Origin of the sequence: Hirschia litorea (genome assembly GCF_042665075.1) — a bacterium.
Taxonomy (GTDB): Bacteria; Pseudomonadota; Alphaproteobacteria; order Caulobacterales; family Hyphomonadaceae; genus Hirschia; species Hirschia litorea.
Genome location: NZ_JBHTBR010000002.1, coordinates 73,072 through 89,870, shown reverse-complemented (window position 1 = coordinate 89,870; position 16,799 = coordinate 73,072). Strand labels below are relative to the sequence as shown.

The 16,799-nt window shown below is 47.5% G+C and carries 26 protein-coding genes and 1 pseudogene; all 27 read right to left on the bottom strand.

All coding sequences use genetic code 11. The features are described from left to right. Positions 1-103 precede the first annotated feature (103 nt). Complete coding sequence (locus ACFQS8_RS00505; RefSeq protein WP_382164679.1) at positions 104-667, bottom strand: adenylate kinase; 564 nt, start codon at positions 665-667, stop codon at positions 104-106. Then, positions 664-2,037, bottom strand: coding sequence for a preprotein translocase subunit SecY (secY, locus tag ACFQS8_RS00500; RefSeq protein WP_382164677.1), 1,374 nt, complete (start codon positions 2,035-2,037; stop codon positions 664-666). Before secY ends, ACFQS8_RS00505 begins: the two co-directional genes overlap by 4 nt. Before the next feature lie 110 nt (positions 2,038-2,147). Beyond that, positions 2,148-2,624 carry a 50S ribosomal protein L15 gene (rplO, locus tag ACFQS8_RS00495; protein WP_382166564.1) on the bottom strand — a complete coding sequence of 159 codons (477 nt, stop codon included), beginning with the start codon at positions 2,622-2,624 and terminating at the stop codon, positions 2,148-2,150. Positions 2,625-2,677: 53 nt separating this feature from the next. Further along, positions 2,678-2,866, bottom strand: coding sequence for a 50S ribosomal protein L30 (gene rpmD, locus ACFQS8_RS00490; protein WP_015827898.1), 189 nt, complete (start codon positions 2,864-2,866; stop codon positions 2,678-2,680). A gap of 26 nt (positions 2,867-2,892) precedes the next feature. Next, positions 2,893-3,471 (bottom strand): 30S ribosomal protein S5, encoded by a 579-nt coding sequence (rpsE, locus tag ACFQS8_RS00485; RefSeq protein ID WP_382164675.1) that lies wholly within the window; start codon positions 3,469-3,471, stop codon positions 2,893-2,895. 12 nt (positions 3,472-3,483) lie between these two features. Then, complete coding sequence (rplR, locus tag ACFQS8_RS00480) at positions 3,484-3,846, bottom strand: 50S ribosomal protein L18 (RefSeq protein ID WP_382164673.1); 363 nt, start codon at positions 3,844-3,846, stop codon at positions 3,484-3,486. A gap of 3 nt (positions 3,847-3,849) precedes the next feature. Further along, positions 3,850-4,386, bottom strand: a complete 537-nt coding sequence (gene rplF / locus ACFQS8_RS00475; RefSeq protein WP_382164671.1) for a 50S ribosomal protein L6 — start codon at positions 4,384-4,386, stop codon at positions 3,850-3,852. 21 nt (positions 4,387-4,407) lie between these two features. Next, positions 4,408-4,803, bottom strand: coding sequence for a 30S ribosomal protein S8 (rpsH, locus tag ACFQS8_RS00470; protein WP_382164669.1), 396 nt, complete (start codon positions 4,801-4,803; stop codon positions 4,408-4,410). A gap of 14 nt (positions 4,804-4,817) precedes the next feature. After that, positions 4,818-5,123 (bottom strand): 30S ribosomal protein S14, encoded by a 306-nt coding sequence (gene rpsN, locus ACFQS8_RS00465; protein WP_382164667.1) that lies wholly within the window; start codon positions 5,121-5,123, stop codon positions 4,818-4,820. Positions 5,124-5,141: 18 nt separating this feature from the next. Beyond that, positions 5,142-5,702 carry a 50S ribosomal protein L5 gene (rplE, locus tag ACFQS8_RS00460; protein WP_382164665.1) on the bottom strand — a complete coding sequence of 187 codons (561 nt, stop codon included), beginning with the start codon at positions 5,700-5,702 and terminating at the stop codon, positions 5,142-5,144. Further along, a complete protein-coding gene (rplX, locus tag ACFQS8_RS00455; RefSeq protein WP_382164662.1) occupies positions 5,695-6,012 on the bottom strand; it encodes a 50S ribosomal protein L24 in 318 nt (105 codons plus the stop codon). Before rplX ends, rplE begins: the two co-directional genes overlap by 8 nt. A 1-nt stretch (position 6,013) precedes the next feature. Next, on the bottom strand, positions 6,014-6,382 hold the full coding sequence (gene rplN, locus ACFQS8_RS00450; protein ID WP_382164660.1) for a 50S ribosomal protein L14: 369 nt from the start codon (positions 6,380-6,382) through the stop codon (positions 6,014-6,016). Then, positions 6,379-6,627 (bottom strand): 30S ribosomal protein S17, encoded by a 249-nt coding sequence (gene rpsQ, locus ACFQS8_RS00445; RefSeq protein WP_382164658.1) that lies wholly within the window; start codon positions 6,625-6,627, stop codon positions 6,379-6,381. The genes rplN and rpsQ overlap by 4 nt, the downstream gene beginning before the upstream one ends. A 20-nt stretch (positions 6,628-6,647) precedes the next feature. After that, on the bottom strand, positions 6,648-6,854 hold the full coding sequence (gene rpmC, locus ACFQS8_RS00440; protein ID WP_382164656.1) for a 50S ribosomal protein L29: 207 nt from the start codon (positions 6,852-6,854) through the stop codon (positions 6,648-6,650). Between the two features lie 16 nt (positions 6,855-6,870). Beyond that, positions 6,871-7,284, bottom strand: a complete 414-nt coding sequence (gene rplP / locus ACFQS8_RS00435) for a 50S ribosomal protein L16 (RefSeq protein WP_382164654.1) — start codon at positions 7,282-7,284, stop codon at positions 6,871-6,873. Between the two features lie 11 nt (positions 7,285-7,295). Next, complete coding sequence (gene rpsC, locus ACFQS8_RS00430; RefSeq protein ID WP_382164652.1) at positions 7,296-8,057, bottom strand: 30S ribosomal protein S3; 762 nt, start codon at positions 8,055-8,057, stop codon at positions 7,296-7,298. Then, positions 8,057-8,455, bottom strand: coding sequence for a 50S ribosomal protein L22 (gene rplV, locus ACFQS8_RS00425; protein ID WP_382164650.1), 399 nt, complete (start codon positions 8,453-8,455; stop codon positions 8,057-8,059). Before rplV ends, rpsC begins: the two co-directional genes overlap by 1 nt. Positions 8,456-8,460: 5 nt before the next feature. Then, positions 8,461-8,739: a 30S ribosomal protein S19 gene (gene rpsS, locus ACFQS8_RS00420; RefSeq protein ID WP_382164648.1), complete on the bottom strand. Its 279-nt coding sequence runs from the start codon at positions 8,737-8,739 to the stop codon at positions 8,461-8,463. 15 nt (positions 8,740-8,754) lie between these two features. Beyond that, on the bottom strand, positions 8,755-9,582 hold the full coding sequence (gene rplB / locus ACFQS8_RS00415; RefSeq protein ID WP_382164646.1) for a 50S ribosomal protein L2: 828 nt from the start codon (positions 9,580-9,582) through the stop codon (positions 8,755-8,757). A 16-nt stretch (positions 9,583-9,598) separates the two neighbouring features. Continuing rightward, positions 9,599-9,898 carry a 50S ribosomal protein L23 gene (locus ACFQS8_RS00410; protein WP_382164645.1) on the bottom strand — a complete coding sequence of 100 codons (300 nt, stop codon included), beginning with the start codon at positions 9,896-9,898 and terminating at the stop codon, positions 9,599-9,601. 300 nt (positions 9,899-10,198) lie between these two features. Beyond that, positions 10,199-10,828, bottom strand: a pseudogene (gene rplD / locus ACFQS8_RS00405) (50S ribosomal protein L4); the annotation flags it as partial. Beyond that, a complete protein-coding gene (rplC, locus tag ACFQS8_RS00400; RefSeq protein ID WP_382164643.1) occupies positions 10,828-11,544 on the bottom strand; it encodes a 50S ribosomal protein L3 in 717 nt (238 codons plus the stop codon). The gene rplC and the pseudogene rplD, both read right to left, overlap by 1 nt. Before the next feature lie 2 nt (positions 11,545-11,546). Next, positions 11,547-11,867: a 30S ribosomal protein S10 gene (gene rpsJ / locus ACFQS8_RS00395; protein WP_015827917.1), complete on the bottom strand. Its 321-nt coding sequence runs from the start codon at positions 11,865-11,867 to the stop codon at positions 11,547-11,549. A gap of 367 nt (positions 11,868-12,234) precedes the next feature. Then, positions 12,235-13,428: an elongation factor Tu gene (gene tuf / locus ACFQS8_RS00390; RefSeq protein ID WP_382164640.1), complete on the bottom strand. Its 1,194-nt coding sequence runs from the start codon at positions 13,426-13,428 to the stop codon at positions 12,235-12,237. A gap of 54 nt (positions 13,429-13,482) precedes the next feature. Beyond that, entirely contained in the window at positions 13,483-15,561 is a 2,079-nt protein-coding gene (gene fusA, locus ACFQS8_RS00385) for an elongation factor G (protein WP_382164638.1), read from the bottom strand. A 45-nt stretch (positions 15,562-15,606) separates the two neighbouring features. Continuing rightward, entirely contained in the window at positions 15,607-16,077 is a 471-nt protein-coding gene (gene rpsG / locus ACFQS8_RS00380) for a 30S ribosomal protein S7 (RefSeq protein ID WP_382164636.1), read from the bottom strand. A gap of 9 nt (positions 16,078-16,086) precedes the next feature. Continuing rightward, a complete protein-coding gene (gene rpsL, locus ACFQS8_RS00375) occupies positions 16,087-16,458 on the bottom strand; it encodes a 30S ribosomal protein S12 (protein WP_015827921.1) in 372 nt (123 codons plus the stop codon). Positions 16,459-16,799: the final 341 nt, after the last annotated feature.

Below are 16,799 nucleotides of genomic sequence, written 5' to 3'. Positions count from 1 at the left end.
TTCAGACCGTCTCTTCGTCGCGGAAGCCGTCACTTATATGCTGTGATATTCTGACGTCAACTAAATATTGAGTCAAAATACGGCTTCTTTTCCTGTTTCGTGCTTATGCACCCAAAACCTTGTCGATTTCTCGGGCCACAACCTCAATTGATTGCATCCCATCGACTTCAGTTAACTTTCCTTGCTCCGCATAAATCGGCAACAAAGGTGCAGTTTGCGCATTATAGGCATCCAAACGCTTACGGAAACTTTCCGGGTTATCGTCTGAACGCCCTTCTTCTTCAAAACGCTTAATGATTCGAGCCATCAAAGCGTCATCGTCTACTTTCAAGCGAATCACATGATCCACTTGTGTCTGCCGAGTTTCCAATAATTTATCCAAAGCCTCGGCTTGCGGAACTGTTCTTGGAAACCCATCAAAGATAAAACCAGCTGCATCTGGATTAAGATCCAACTGCTCATTAATCAATGCAATTACGATCTCATCTGACACAAGGCCACCCGAGTCCATAATTCCAGATACTTTTTGGCCCAACTCAGAACCAGATGAACGTGCTGCTCTAAGCATGTCCCCTGTTGAAAGTTGAATAAAACCACGCTCAGCAACAAGCTTCTTCGCTTGTGTACCTTTACCCGCAGCTGGCGGTCCAAAAAGTATTAAGTTCATTTTTTCCGACCCCCGAGCCGTGATCTTTTAATCATGCCCTCATATTGGTGGGCAATTAGGTGAGATTGAATTTGAGAAACTGTATCCATAGTCACAGAAACCACAATAAGAATCGAAGTTCCACCGATATAAAATGGAATGGACTTGAAATTCATTTTTAAAATTTCTGGTAAAAGACACACGATAGTCAAATATAATGCACCAATCACAGTCAGACGGCTAAGTACATAGTCGAGATAGTCAGCTGTCCTCTTCCCTGGGCGATACCCTGGAATGAACCCACCATGCTTTCTCAAATTGTCCGCTGTTTCTTCAGGGTTAAACACAATCGATGTGTAGAAGAAGCAGAAGAACACAACTAACAAACCATATAACACAACGAATAAGGGCTGCCCGGGACCGATAGTCGCAACAACTGAACGCAACATGTCAGACGCCGCACCTCCACCAGCTGCCCCCTGTCCTGCCGCCATCATTCCAGCTGCAGTTGTCGGTAATATAAGTAGAGACGTTGCAAAGATTGGTGGAATAACACCCGCTGTATTCAGCTTCATAGGTAGGAAAGAACTTTCTCCACCCATCATTCTGTTTCCCTGTTGTCGCTTAGGGTATTGAATCAGCAGTCTTCTCTGTGAACGCTCTACGAAAACGATAAATAGAATCATAGCGACACTGATTGCTGCGATCGCTATCAATACCATCACATTCATTGTCCCTTCACGGGTCAACACAAGAGCATTCCAAATTGTTTTTGGCATTATGGCCACGATACCCGCGAAAATGATGAGAGAAATACCATTCCCCACTCCTCGCGCAGTTACCTGCTCACCTAACCACATTAGAAAGACTGTTCCACCAACCAAAGTTACAACAGTTGATGTTAAGAAATACCAGCCTGGGTTCAAAGCAACAGACCCGCCAGTATTCGGGTCTATGGCGCTTAATGAAGCCGCGATACCATAGGCCTGCGCAATCGCAAGCAATACCGTACCATAGCGTGTATATTGATTTATTTGTTTTCGGCCTGCTTCACCTTCTTTTTTAAGGCGTTCCAAAGAAGGAACAGCAGTCGTCGCCAGCTGCATAATAATAGAAGCTGAAATATAAGGCATCACGTTTAGTGCGAAAATCGCCATGTTCTCGATAGCACCGCCAGAGAACACGTTCATCATTCCTAGAATACCACCTGACTGATTGCCAAAAGCAGCAGCCAAATTTGTAGGATCAATTCCTGGTATTGGGATGTGTGTACCCAGTCTGTACACAATAAGCGCGCCTAATGTGAATAGGATACGCTGTTGCAATTCTTTCGCCTTACCAAAAGACGAAAGATTGATATTCTTTGCGAGTTGTTCAGCGGCTGAAGCCATAAATGCTCGCTCCCCTAAAAGCAGCAAAATGCCAGCTACGCGGAACGAAGCTGACACAATGCAGTTACACTAATCGATACCTTACGCGACTCGCAAAGTATGAGACAGTCTTATTCAGCGTTTTTTACAGGCGCTGTAATTTTGACTGAGCCACCAGCTTTCTCGACAGCTTCAATAGCTGCTTTAGAAGCACCAGTAACCACGATCTCTAATTTGGAGCTTACTTCACCTTTTGCAAGGAGACGGATACCATCTTTTGCACGGCGAATAACACCAGAAGCGACCAATGCTGCTTCATCAATAGTAGATTTTGCGTCGAGCTTGCCTTCTGTGATCGCTTTTTCAATACGACCAACATTTACCCAAGCATATTTCTTAGCGTTAGGGTTATTAAAACCACGCTTAGGCATACGCATGTGGATAGGCATCTGCCCACCTTCAAAACCTTTGATAGCAACACCTGAACGGGCTTTTTGACCCTTCACACCGCGACCAGCAGTTTTACCTTTACCGGAACCGACACCGCGTCCAACACGCATACGGTCAGACGTAGCGCCCAAATTGTCGGAAAGTTCGTTGAGTTTCATCATCTTATCCTCGAACCAGTCGCCAAGCGCTTTTAATTGCGCGGCGCTTGGGTCTAACCTTCAATCACTTCGACCAAGTGGCCGACTTTGGAAATCATGCCGCGGATAGAAGGAGTATCCTCCAACTCACGTTCGCGACCTAGTTTATTCAACCCCAAGCCAACAAGTGTCTTGCGTTGAGTTTCGTTGCGACGGATCGGACTGCCGGTCTGACGCACACGCAGTGTTTTTTTGTCTGCCATTGTGGTTACTCCAACTTATCCCGACCCTACTGGGCCACCTCAGCAACACCAGCGCCATCTGTACGACGACCCACGATGTCTTGAACCTTCAGCCCACGCTTAGAAGCAACTTGACGAGGACTAGATTGTCCTTTCAACGCATCAACTGTTGCACGCACCATGTTGTACGGGTTTGATGACCCAATGGATTTAGCAACAACGTCTTGCACACCAAGCACATCAAAAACTGCACGCATTGGACCACCGGCGATAACACCAGTACCCGCAGGTGCTGCACGCATTACAACCTTACCTGCACCCCAACGGCCTGCACCGTCATGGTGTAGAGTACGTCCTTCACGCAATGGTACGCGTACCATTGATTTCTTTGCGTCTTCAGTAGCTTTACGGATCGCTTCAGGCACCTCACGGGCTTTACCGTGACCGAAACCTACACGACCTTTTTGGTCACCAACAACGACGAGTGCAGCAAAACCGAAGTTTTTACCACCCTTCACCACTTTAGCAACACGGTTAATCGCAACCAAACGGTCTACGATTTCTGACTGCTCTTCATCACGGTCGCGGCCTTTGCGACCGCCTTTTTCACGATTATCACGTGCCATGACGGTCTCCTTCTAAAATTTGAGGCCGCCCTCACGGGCAGCATCTGCTAGGGCTTTGATACGACCATGGAAGACGTAGCTTCCGCGGTCAAAAACACATTCTGTAACGCCAGCTTTCACTGCGCGCTCAGCAATAAGTTTTCCGATTACTGATGCAGCATCGCTAGATGCTCCAGTTTTACCGGCCTTTTTAAACTCAGCTTCTAACGTCGATGCTGCAGCAACTGTTATGCCTTGCAAATCGTCAATGAGTTGAACGGAAATATTCTTAGATGAACGGCTAACCGACAAACGAGGCTTGCCATTCGCATTCTTCCGAAGGCGAGTGCGCACCCGTTGGGCGCGGCGTATTTGCTTTTCGCGCGATGACAACATGGCTTACTTCTTCTTACCTTCTTTGCGACGAACATGTTCGCCTTCATAACGAATACCTTTACCTTTATAAGGTTCAGGCGGGCGATAGCTACGGATCTCAGCAGCCACTTGACCTACGGATTGTTTATCAACCCCTTCGATCTTGACTTCAGTTGGCTTCGCACAAGTAAATGTGATGCCTTCTGGTGCTTTGTGAACGACTGGGTGCGAAAACCCAAGGTTCAATTCCAAATCCTTGCCTTTAACAGCTGCACGATAACCAACACCGACCAACTCAAGGTTTCTTGAGAATCCTGTGGAAACACCATCAACCATGTTTGCTACACGAGCACGAACTGTACCCCACATAGCACGACTACGGTTGTCGTTTTCATCCACTGGAGACACAATCACTTCAGCACCTTCAACAGCAACAGAAACTTCTTCTGTTATATCGAGCGCTAAAGTACCCTTTGGGCCTTTAACTGAAATCGTACGGTCTGCAACAGTAACTGTAACACCACTTGGGACAGTTACTGGTTTTTTTCCAATCCGGGACATATCAAATAATTCCTCTACGTCCTAGGAGACCCGACAAAGAATTTCGCCACCGACATTAGCGGTACGAGCAACATTGTCAGACATCACGCCTTTAGGCGTCGATAAGATAGAAATACCCAATCCATTACGTTCCAAAGGAATGTCCTTTGAAGCAGAATAAACACGGCGTCCAGGTTTGGAAACACGAGCGATCTTTTGGATCACAGGCGCGCCATCAAAGTATTTCAGCTCAATTTCAATCTCAAGCTTCCCACTTTTCTCGATCTGTGTATATCCGCGGATGTAACCTTCAGATTGAAGAACATCCAATACACGTACGCGAAGTTTGGAAGCTGGCGTTAATACTGTAGACCGACCACGCATTTGCGCGTTACGGATACGAGTCAGCATATCGCCAAGAGGATCATTCAGGTTCATAGCCTATCCCTCCCTTACCAGCTCGATTTCACGAGCCCGGGGATCATCCCCGCGCTGCCAAGTTCGCGTAATGCGATACGAGACATCTTTAACTTGCGGTAAAAACCACGCGGACGACCAGTTACTTCACAACGGTTACGTACACGGTTAGGTGCAGAGTTGCGAGGCAATTTTGCCAATTTAAGGCGCGCTTCAAAACGCTCCTCTAACGGCGCATTGTCATCCAAGGCTTTTGCCTTCAAAGCAGCACGTTTAGCAGCATATTTCTCCACCAAACGCATACGCTTTTTATTCTTTTCGATTGCACTTTTCTTAGCCATTTAACTTTCTCCAGCGCCCTAGTTTCGGAAAGGGAAGCCAAACTCCTTAAGGAGTGCCTTCGCCTCTTCGTTCGTGGGCGCCGTTGTGCACACGATGATATCCATACCCCAAGGTTGATCAACTTCTTCATAGTTGATCTCTGGGAATACAAGATGCTCTTTCAAACCCATTGCATAGTTTCCACGACCATCAAAAGATTTACCGTTTAGACCACGGAAGTCTTTTACGCGAGGAAGCGCAATTGTTGTAAGCCTGTCTAGAAATTCGAACATGTGCGCACGACGCAAAGTTACCTTCGCACCGATTGTCATGTCTTCACGAAGTTTAAAACCAGCGATAGACTTACGAGCTTTAGTTTCAACAGGCTTTTGACCAGAGATAGCTGCAAGAGCCGCTACTGCTGATTTAACCTTTTTAGAATCGGATACGGCTGCACCCAAACCCATGTTGATAACGACTTTATCAAGTTTCGGTACTTGCATTTCATTGCTGTAGCCGAATTCTTTTTTCATTTTCGCGCGAATTTCATCCCGATAAAGGGCTTGAAGCCGCGGCTCGTATGTGGCGACATCAGACATCGATGGCCTCCCCTGAGCGTTTTGCAACACGAACCTTGCGGCCGTTATCGTCTGTTTTAAAACCGACGCGTGTTGGTTTACCGTCACGTGGATCTAAGTGAGCCACATTTGAAACATGCATAGGAGCTTCAAAGTTTTTGATGCCACCCTGGTCAGCTTGTGAAGGTTTCGTGTGACGTGAAACCATGTTCACACCAGACACAACAACCTTTTGGTCATCTACTAACACACGAGACACTACGCCTTGCTTGCCTTTATCTTTACCAGCAAGCACTACGACTTTGTCACCCTTCTTGATCTTGGCGGCCATCTTACAGCACCTCCGGAGCAAGTGAGATAATCTTCATGTGGTTTTTCGCACGCAATTCACGAGGAACTGGTCCGAATATACGAGTACCAAGAGGCTCACCGTTATTGTTCACAATAACTGCAGCGTTAGAATCGAAACGGATCACTGAGCCGTCGCGACGTTGGATGTCTTTAGATACGCGTACTACTATCGCACGGCGCACATCACCCTTCTTAACACGACCTTTAGGTGTCGCCTCTTTCACAGAAACAACAATCAGATCGCCGACAGAAGCGTAACGACGTTTAGCACCACCAAGAACCTTGATACACTGAACGCGTTTAGCGCCGGAGTTGTCCGCTACATCCAAATTGGTTTGCATCTGGATCATGTGTTAGATCCTTCCGCACCATTGACTAATTCCCAATGCTTCAACTTTGAGCGTGGTGGACATTCTTGGATAGACACTTTTTGTCCAACCTCAGCCACATTACCCTCATCGTGAGCGTGGTATTTCTTTGACCGACGAACGGTCTTCTTTAAAAGGGGGTGAAGATATGTACGATCAACACGTACAATTGCAGTTTTATCCGTTGATGTGGATACGACTACGCCTTCCATAATCCGCCTGGGCATCGTTCTCTATTCCCTCAAACTCACGCAGCGCCGGTTTGCGCTTTGGATTTTTCCGCTAGGATCGTCTTGATCCGTGCGATGTCCTTACGCACCTGCCGCACGCGGGCGGTGTTCTCCAACTGGCCAGTAGCCCTTTGGAAGCGAAGATTGAACTGTTCTTTCTTGAGTTTAGTCAATTCAGAAACAAGTTCATCGGGCGTTTTTGCACGAACGTCTTCAGTTTTCATTTTCTTTCAACGCTCCCTATTCGCCCAACCGTTTGACGATCTTGGTTTTGATCGGCAATTTGGCAGCACCCAGAGAAAGCGCTTCACGTGCGACCTCCTCAGATACACCATCGATCTCAAACATGATACGACCCGGTTTTACTTTGGCCGCCCAAAATTCAGGTGACCCTTTACCTTTACCCATACGTACTTCTGTCGGTTTAGATGACACAGGCACATCTGGGAAAATTCTGATCCATACTTTACCGACACGTTTCATGTGACGGGTAATCGCACGACGAGTAGCCTCAATTTGACGAGATGTCACACGCTCTGGCTCGAGCGCTTTGAGACCGAAAGAACCAAAGTTCAAAGTCGCGCCGCCTTTAGCGTTACCTTTGATCCGGCCCTTAAACTGTTTGCGGAACTTAGTCCGTTTTGGTTGCAACATGACCTATCCCCTTAACCCCGACTATTGTTGTCAGGACGAGATTGACGTGCACGCGCATCACCAGAGGCTTCAGCTTTACGATCACGCGCCATTGGGTCGTGTTCCATGATCTCACCTTTAAAGATCCAGACCTTGATACCAATGATACCGTATGTCGTTAGCGCTTCAGCTGTTCCATAATCGATGTCAGCACGCAAAGTGTGAAGTGGAACGCGTCCTTCGCGATACCATTCTGTACGCGCGATTTCAGCACCACCAAGACGACCGGCAACGTTCAAACGGATACCTTCAGCACCCAAACGCATAGCAGATTGAATTGTACGCTTCATAGCACGACGGAAAGATACACGACGCTCAAGTTGGTTTGCTACATCTTCAGCAACCAATTTCGCATCTACTTCTGGCTTGCGCACTTCTACGAGGTTCACAAAAATCTCATCAGAGACAAACTTTGAAAGATCCTTACGAAGCTTTTCAATGTCTTGGCCTTTTTTACCAATAATCATACCCGGACGGGATGTGTGAATGGTAATTCGACACTTTTTGTGAGGACGCTCGATGATGATCTTTGACACACCTGCACGGCGCTGCAAAGGCTCACCAACACGCTTGCCTGAGTTTTCGTCTTTTGGACGCCACTCTCTGATATACTTACGCAAACGAAGGTCTTCATGCAAAAGACGACCAAAGTCAGCGCTATCAGCATACCAGCGACTGTCAGATGTACGGTTTACGCCGAGACGCAACCCGATGGGATTTACTTTCTGACCCATTATGCTGCCTCCTGGCTTTCAGCATCCATAGACGAGTCACGCAAGACGATAGTCAATTGTGAAAACGGCTTCAGGATACGAGCTGCGCGACCACGAGCACGTGCCCGGATACGCTTCATGACAAGATTCTTACCAACGTGAGCTTGAGCAACAACAAGACTGTCAATGTCCAAACCGTGGTTGTTTTCTGCGTTTGCAATTGCAGAATTCAGAAGCTTCAACACATCTTGTGAGTGACGCTTACGTGAAAATGTTAGTTCAGCTTGTGCCTTTTCAGCCGACAAACCACGAATGGTTTGAGCGATAAGGTTAAGCTTTTGCGGGCTAACACGAAGCATACGCAATACTGCGCGACTTTCGTTAGACGCCTGCTTTGGAGGATTCTTGGCCTTACCCATCGTCCCTACTTCCGCTTAGCTTTTTTATCGGCACCGTGGCCATAATATGTCCGCGAAGGTGCGAACTCACCGAATTTGTGACCAACCATATCTTCGGACACATTTACCGGCACGAATTTGTTACCATTGTGAACCTGAAATGTCAGACCCACAAAGTTTGGTAGTATTGTCGAACGACGTGACCAAGTCTTGATCGGCGTCGGACGTTGGGCTTCTGAGGCAACTTCTGCTTTTTTTAGCAAGTAGCCGTCCACAAAAGGACCTTTCCAAACGGAGCGTGGCATATCGTTATTCCTCCGCTATTTCTTGTTACGACGACGAATGATCAAGCGATCAGTCGTTTTGTTATTACGAGTTTTTGGACCGCGAGTTTTCTTACCCCAAGGTGTCACAGGGTGACGACCACCGGAAGATTTACCCTCACCACCACCGTGCGGGTGGTCGACTGGGTTCATCACAACACCACGAACTGAAGGACGCTTACCAAGGTGACGTTTACGGCCAGCCTTACCAAGGTTTTGGTTCATGTTGTCTGGGTTAGACACAGCACCGATAGTTGCAATACAAGCTTCAGGGATCAAACGAAGCTCACCAGATGACAACTTCACCTGAGCGTATCCGTCTTGACGCCCAACGAGCTGCACATAAGTACCAGCTGCACGCGCGATTTGAGCACCTTTTAGAGGCTTCATCTCAACATTGTGGATGATTGTTCCAACAGGAATGTTCTTCAATGGAAGAGCATTACCTGGCTTCACATCAACCTTCTCACCAGCGATAAGAACATCACCAGGTGCAACACGTTGAGGTGCCACAATGTAGCTTTGCTCGCCATCTTCATAAGTTAGCAATGCAATAAAAGCTGAACGGTTCGGGTCATATTCCAAACGCTCTACAGTCGCAGGCACATCCCACTTACGACGCTTAAAGTCGATAATGCGGTAAAGTTTTTTAGCACCACCACCAATACGGCGCGCAGTGATACGACCAAGATTGTTACGTCCACCACTTCCAGTCAAACCCTGAGTCAACTTCTTGACAGGACGACCTTTGTGAAGCCCGGAACGGTCAACCAAAACAAGTTGACGAAGACCAGGCGATCTTGGGTTGAATGTCTTAAGAGCCATTTTCTCCGCCCTCGCCTTACAAGCCGGTCGTTACATCGATGGACTGTCCGTCCTTCAAAGTAACAACTGCTTTTTTAATGTCGTTGCGGCGTCCAAGAACACCTTTAAAACGTTTTGTCTTACCCTTTTGAACAACTGTGTTCACAGAGATAACGTTCACTTTAAACAAAGCCTCAACCGCATCCTTAATCTCAGGCTTAGAAGCCTCAAGAGGAACACGAAAAACAACTTTGTTTTGCTCAGACAAGATTGTTGATTTTTCCGTAATAATCGGAGCAACAACTTTATCGTAGTGAATTGTTTTCACGCCAGCCATGACTTAGGCCTCCTTCGCACGTTTGGCGATGACTTGAGCTACGTAACGTTGATCAACCTTCGCGCGAGGCGGCTTACCAGAAACCATCTCTTTCGCTTGAGCATACCAATCTTCACGTGCAGCGCGAGGACCATAACCAGCTTCCTCAAACACTTTCGCAGCAGCATCAGCAGACAATTTTGCGATAGACGTCAATGTTGCATACCCTGCCTTAGCCAAAGCTTTAGCAGATTGAGCACCAATCCCGTCCACAAGAACGATATCGTCCACAAAGTTATCGCCAGTAAAGTCCATCGCAACAGCTTCACCGTCAAAACGCGCATGAACACCTTCGAGCGCATCTTTAGTAAGAACCAATGTCTTACGACGCATAACATCATAAACATTCAATCCAGCCAAAGGCAGAACATCAATGTTTGGAATGTTACGAGCAGCTTTTGCAAAGTTATCGTCTAGCGTGACGCCACCAATAACCAAAGCATTTTGCAAGCCCAAAGCTTCAAACTGTGCACGCAATGTTTTTGTCTTAGCTTCTTTCACAGACGCTTCTTCAAGAATGATAAGAGATGAATCTTTCACTTTTGCAGACAAAGCGTGCTTAAGAGCCAAAGCGCGGAATTTCTTGGTAAGATCGTGAGCATGCGAACGGACGCGAGGACCGTGAGCCACACCACCACCAACAAAGATAGGAGCGTTACGTGAACCGTGACGCGCACCACCACCACCTTTTTGACGACCAAAACGTGTAGTTGTTTTATTCACTTCTGAACGAGACTTAGTCTTGTGATTACCAGACTGACGCTTAGCCAACTGGTAACGCACCATACGCTGAAGCACATCAGCACGAATTTCTTCGATACCGAACACAGCGTCGCTAAGCTCAACACTGCCCGCGCTCTTAGCGTCAAGATTTAGAACATCAAGTTTCATTAGGCTTCGCCTCCCTCAGCTGACACTTCAGCAGCTGCAGCAGCGACCTTCAAACCAGCCGGTGTAGGCACATCAGCAGGCACAGCCTTCTTAACAGCATCGCGAACTTCAACCCATCCGTTACGAGCACTTGGAACAGCACCCTTAACGAGAACCAAACCACGATCAGCATCAACGCGAACGACTTCAAGGTTTTGAGTGGTGATACGCACGTTACCGTACTGACCAGCCATCTTCTTACCTTTAAAAACCTTACCCGGATCTTGACATTGACCAGTAGAACCAAGCGCACGGTGAGAGATAGACACACCGTGTGATGCGCGCAATCCACCAAAATTCCAACGCTTCATCGCACCAGCAAAACCCTTACCCTTAGCAACACCAGCGATATCTACTTTCTGACCTGGCACGAAGTGCTCTGCAGAAAACTCAGAACCGATATCCACCAGCATATCTTCCTCAACGCGAAACTCGCGGAGAACTGCTTTAGGCTCAACTTTCGCAGCCGCAAACTGACCGCGCATTGGCTTAGTCACATTCTTAGCTTTACGAGAACCAGCACCTAGCTGAAGCGCAACATAGCCGTCACGCTCTTTTGTACGCTGACCAACAACCTGACAACCATCAAGCTGAAGCACAGTCACAGGTACGTGAGCACCATCTTCAGCGAAGACGCGTGTCATACCCAATTTCTTAGCAAGCAAACCCGTACGCATGATTAGCGGGCTCCCTCAAGTTTGATTTCAACAGCAACACCCGCTGAAAGATCAAGCTTCATAAGCGCATCAACAGTTTGTGGAGTAGGATCCACAATGTCCAATACGCGCTTGTGTGTTCTGATCTCGAACTGCTCACGTGACTTCTTATTCACGTGTGGAGAACGGTTTACTGTGAACTTTTCGATACGAGTAGGCAATGGCACAGGACCACGCACATCAGCGCCTGTGCGCTTAGCGGTCGACACGATTTCGCGAGCGGACTGATCCAGCGCGCGGTGGTCGAAGGCTTTTAGCCTAATACGAATGTTTTGTCGGTCCATGAGATCCGCCCGATAAACTGAAACGCGCCATATACCAAGGAGAACCAATCCCCGTGGCAGGACGTCGCGTGTAAAAATAATTGTTTCGTCTTATTCGCTTGCCGGTGTGTTTACATCTGCGCTCTCTAAAAGGCACTTCGCACGACCACCGTCGCAAGAGAAGGGCCTTATTAGTCTCCGACTCCCGAGTCGTCAACTGTTTGTTACGCTTGAATCAAAGAAATATGAAAAGAATCGCAGATTCTTATAAAAATCAGATTTCTCATCACTTTCTCGGATCACCACAACCAGCATCCAAACACAAAAAAGCCCGACCACAGGGGCCGGGCTTTCTTAATTCTTCTAGCTTGCGCTAGCGATACTAAACTTAGTCAGTGATCGCAGCAACAACACCAGCACCAACAGTACGACCACCTTCACGGATAGCGAAGCGAAGCTTCTCTTCCATAGCGATCGGCTGGATAAGTGCAACGTTCATTTTAACGTTATCACCTGGCATAACCATCTCTGTACCTTCAGGAAGTGTCACAACACCAGTCACGTCAGTAGTACGGAAGTAGAACTGTGGACGGTAGTTTGTGAAGAATGGAGTGTGACGTCCACCCTCTTCTTTTGTCAGAATGTATGCTTCAGCAACGAAGTTTTTGTGAGGCGTGATTGATTTAGGCTTACAAAGAACCTGACCACGCTGCACGTCTTCACGACCAACACCACGAAGAAGAACACCAACGTTGTCCCCTGCTTGACCTTGATCAAGCAATTTACGGAACATCTCAACACCAGTACATGTCGTTGTTGTTACTTCTTCAGTAATACCAACGATGTGAATTTCTTCACCAACTTTAACAATACCACGCTCAACACGGCCAGTTACCACTGTACCACGACCTGAGATTGAGAACACATCCTCAATCGGCATTAGGAATGGTTGGTCTACTGGACGCTCTGGCTCAGGAATGTAAGCATCCACAGCAGCCATAAGCTCAAGAACTTTTTCTTTACCGATGTTGTCGTCACGACCTTCAACAGCAGCCAAAGCTGAACCAGCAACGATAGGAATATCATCACCTGGGAAGTCGTAAGCAGAAAGTAGCTCACGGATTTCCATTTCAACAAGCTCTAGAAGCTCTTCATCATCAACTTGGTCAACTTTGTTCAAGAAAACAACAAGCGCAGGAACACCAACCTGACGCGCAAGCAAGATGTGCTCACGAGTTTGCGGCATTGGACCATCTGCTGCGTTCACAACAAGGATAGCACCATCCATTTGAGCCGCACCCGTGATCATGTTTTTCACGTAGTCAGCGTGTCCTGGACAGTCAACGTGAGCGTAGTGACGTGTAGCTGTCTCATACTCAACGTGTGATGTGTTAATCGTAATACCACGCGCTTTTTCTTCTGGCGCGTTATCGATGTCTTCATAAGACTTCTTCTCAGCACCAGTCACTTCAGCAAGCGTCATAGTGATCGCAGCTGTAAGAGTAGTTTTACCGTGGTCCACGTGCCCAATCGTACCGATGTTCACGTGCGGTTTATTACGTTCAAATTTTTCCTTAGCCATCTTATTACTCCTTGGGACGACCTAATTCAACACGGCTTACGCCGCACTTATCGATTAACCATTCAGTTTTTCAATGACTTCTTTAGACACAGCGTTTGGCACTGTCTCATAATGGTCGAACTGCATGCTGTACTGTGCTCGGCCCTGGGTCATTGACCGCAACGTGTTCACGTAACCGAACATATTTGAAAGTGGCACCATAGCTGAAACAACAACAGCTACACCACGCACTTCTTGACCAGAAACTTGCCCACGACGTGAGTTCAAGTCACCAATCACTCCACCGACATATTCTTCCGGTGAAATTACTTCTACCTTCATCACAGGCTCAAGCAACTTAATTTGAGCTTTGCTTGCGGCATCACGGAAGGCACCACGTGCCGCGATTTCAAACGCCAACACGGAGGAGTCAACATCGTGATACTTACCTTCAAGCAATGTTGCTTTAAAGTCGATAACAGGGAAACCAGCAAGAGGACCAGAATCCTTAATGCTTTTCACACCCTTCTCAACACCCGGAATGTATTCTTTAGGAACAGAACCACCCACAACTTTACTTTCAAAGATAAATCCTTCGCCCGGCTCAAGCGGCTCGAAAATCATCTTAACTTCAGCGAACTGACCAGAACCACCAGATTGCTTCTTGTGAGTGAACACAACCTCAGCCGCACGGCCAAGAGATTCACGGTAAGCAACTTGAGGCTGACCAATGTTAGCTTCAACACCGAATTCACGCTTCATACGGTCAACGAGAATATCAAGGTGAAGCTCACCCATACCCGCCATAATTGTCTGACCGGACTCTTCATCAGTTTTTACACGGAATGAAGGATCCTCAGCAGCCAACTTCTGAAGAGCAAGACCCATTTTCTCTTGGTCTGCTTTCGTTTTTGGCTCTACAGCAATCTCAATAACAGGCTCAGGAAATTCCATACGCTCTAGGATCGCTGGGTGAGCTGGATCTGAAATCGTATCACCAGTTGTTGTATCCTTTAGACCGGCAACAGCAACGATGTCACCAGCAAACGCCTCTTCAATATCTTTACGATCGTTAGAGTGCATCTCAAGCATACGACCAATACGCTCTTTCTTACCCTTAACCGTGTTCAACATTGTTGTACCTTTAACCAGCTTACCTGAGTAGATACGACAGAATGTCAATGTTCCCACGAACGGGTCGTTCATAATTTTGAACGCAAGCATACCAAGCGGCTCATTGTCGTCAGCTTTACGAGTCAATGGCTCTTCTGTTTTAGCGTCAATACCTTTAATCGCCGGAATATCTAGCGGAGACGGCAAGTAATCAACAACAGCATCAAGCAAAGGCTGAACACCTTTGTTTTTAAACGCAGTACCACACAAGATCGGCACGAACAGGTTCGCGATACAACCCTTACGGATCAACGCTTTAAGCTGCTCTTCATTTGGCTCCTCACCTTCAAGGTAAGCTTCCATTGCAGCTTCATCAGCTTCAACAGCCGTCTCAATTAGCTTGTCACGATACTCTTGAGCTTTATCAGCTAGATCAGCAGGGATTTCACCATACTCAAACTTCGCACCCAAGCTCTCTTCAAGCCAAATAACAGAACGCATCTTAACGATGTCGACCATACCTTTATATTGGTTCTCAGACCCGATTGGGATCTGCAAGCACAAAGGAGTCGCACCCAAGCGATCAACAACCATTTCCACACAACGGTAGAAATCAGCACCAAGCTTATCCATCTTGTTGATGAATATCATGCGAGGCACTTTATATTTATCAGCTTGACGCCAAACAGTCTCGGTTTGAGGCTCAACACCAGCATTGGCATCAAGACAACAAACTGCACCATCGAGCACACGCAGAGAACGCTCAACCTCAATAGTGAAGTCAACGTGCCCTGGAGTATCAATAATGTTTAGACGTTTTTCGTTCCAAAAACACGTGGTCGCAGCAGACGTGATTGTAATACCGCGCTCTTGCTCTTGGGCCATCCAGTCCATGGTAGCCGCACCATCGTGAACTTCACCGATTTTGTGCGATTTACCAGTGTAGTAAAGAATACGCTCAGTCGTCGTGGTTTTACCCGCGTCGATGTGCGCCATGATTCCGAAGTTACGATAGTCTTCGAGCTTATGCGTACGAGGCATGGCCTAAGTCACCCTGAATTTGGAGTGTTAAAATACTAAAACGAATTACCAGCGATAGTGTGAGAACGCACGGTTGGCCTCAGCCATACGGTGTGTGTCTTCACGCTTCTTCACTGCAGCGCCGCGCCCGTTAGCTGCATCAAGCAACTCACCAGCTAGACGCTCGCGCATTGTGCTCTCTGAGCGCGCACGAGAAGCAGCAACCATCCAACGGATAGCCAAAGCTTGACGACGCTCAGGACGAACCTCAACAGGCACCTGATACGTAGCACCACCAACACGACGGGAACGTACTTCCACAGATGGGGACACATTGTCCAACGCTTCGTGGAACAGCTCAACAGCATCGCGTTTTGCACGATCAGTGACAATCTCCAAAGCACCGTAAACAATACGTTCTGCTTTGGACTTCTTGCCGTCGATCATGAGGAGGTTCATGAATTTTGAAAGAATTAAATCGCCGAACTGAGCGTCCGGTAGGATTTGGCGTTTTTCTGCGCGGTGGCGACGTGACATATCTTACTCTTATTTCGGGCGCTTCACACCGTAGTGTGAACGACGTTTCTTACGGTCTTTTACGCCTTGAGTATCCAAGACGCCGCGAAGGATTGTGTAACGCACACCAGGAAGGTCGCGCACACGTCCACCACGGATAAGAACAACTGAGTGCTCCTGAAGGTTATGCCCCTCACCCGGAATGTAACAAATTGACTCATAACCAGAAGTCAAACGTACTTTCGCAACCTTACGAAGCGCTGAGTTTGGCTTCTTAGGTGTTGTTGTGTAAACGCGCGTACAAACACCGCGACGCTGTGGGCAGGCCTTCAGAGCCGGCACCTTGTTCCGTCTTGCCTTGTCTTGACGCGGCTTGCGGATCAACTGTTGAATCGTAGGCATCAGCCCTCGCTCTTTTCCAAACAGTATAGCGCAGACCAGTTCAGCCAATACGCGATACCAAATTCCAAATCACATAGCCGCAGCAGACCCCTGCCCGCCCCGGCTACTCTATATTACTAATTTGAAGGCTTTCGCACTTCAGAATTCTCAGGTGCTAAAACAATATTCAACGCTTATAGAACATCGTTTACGCGCAACGTGAGCGGGGGTCATACTCATCCTAGAGTGCTGGGTCAAGTGATTCATTAGCATCAGTTACGCTAATTCCTAAAAAGAGGTGATAAATCCCCTTTAAGCGCAAGCCTGCATCGACTTTTAAGACCCAATCATTCCCCTATAAG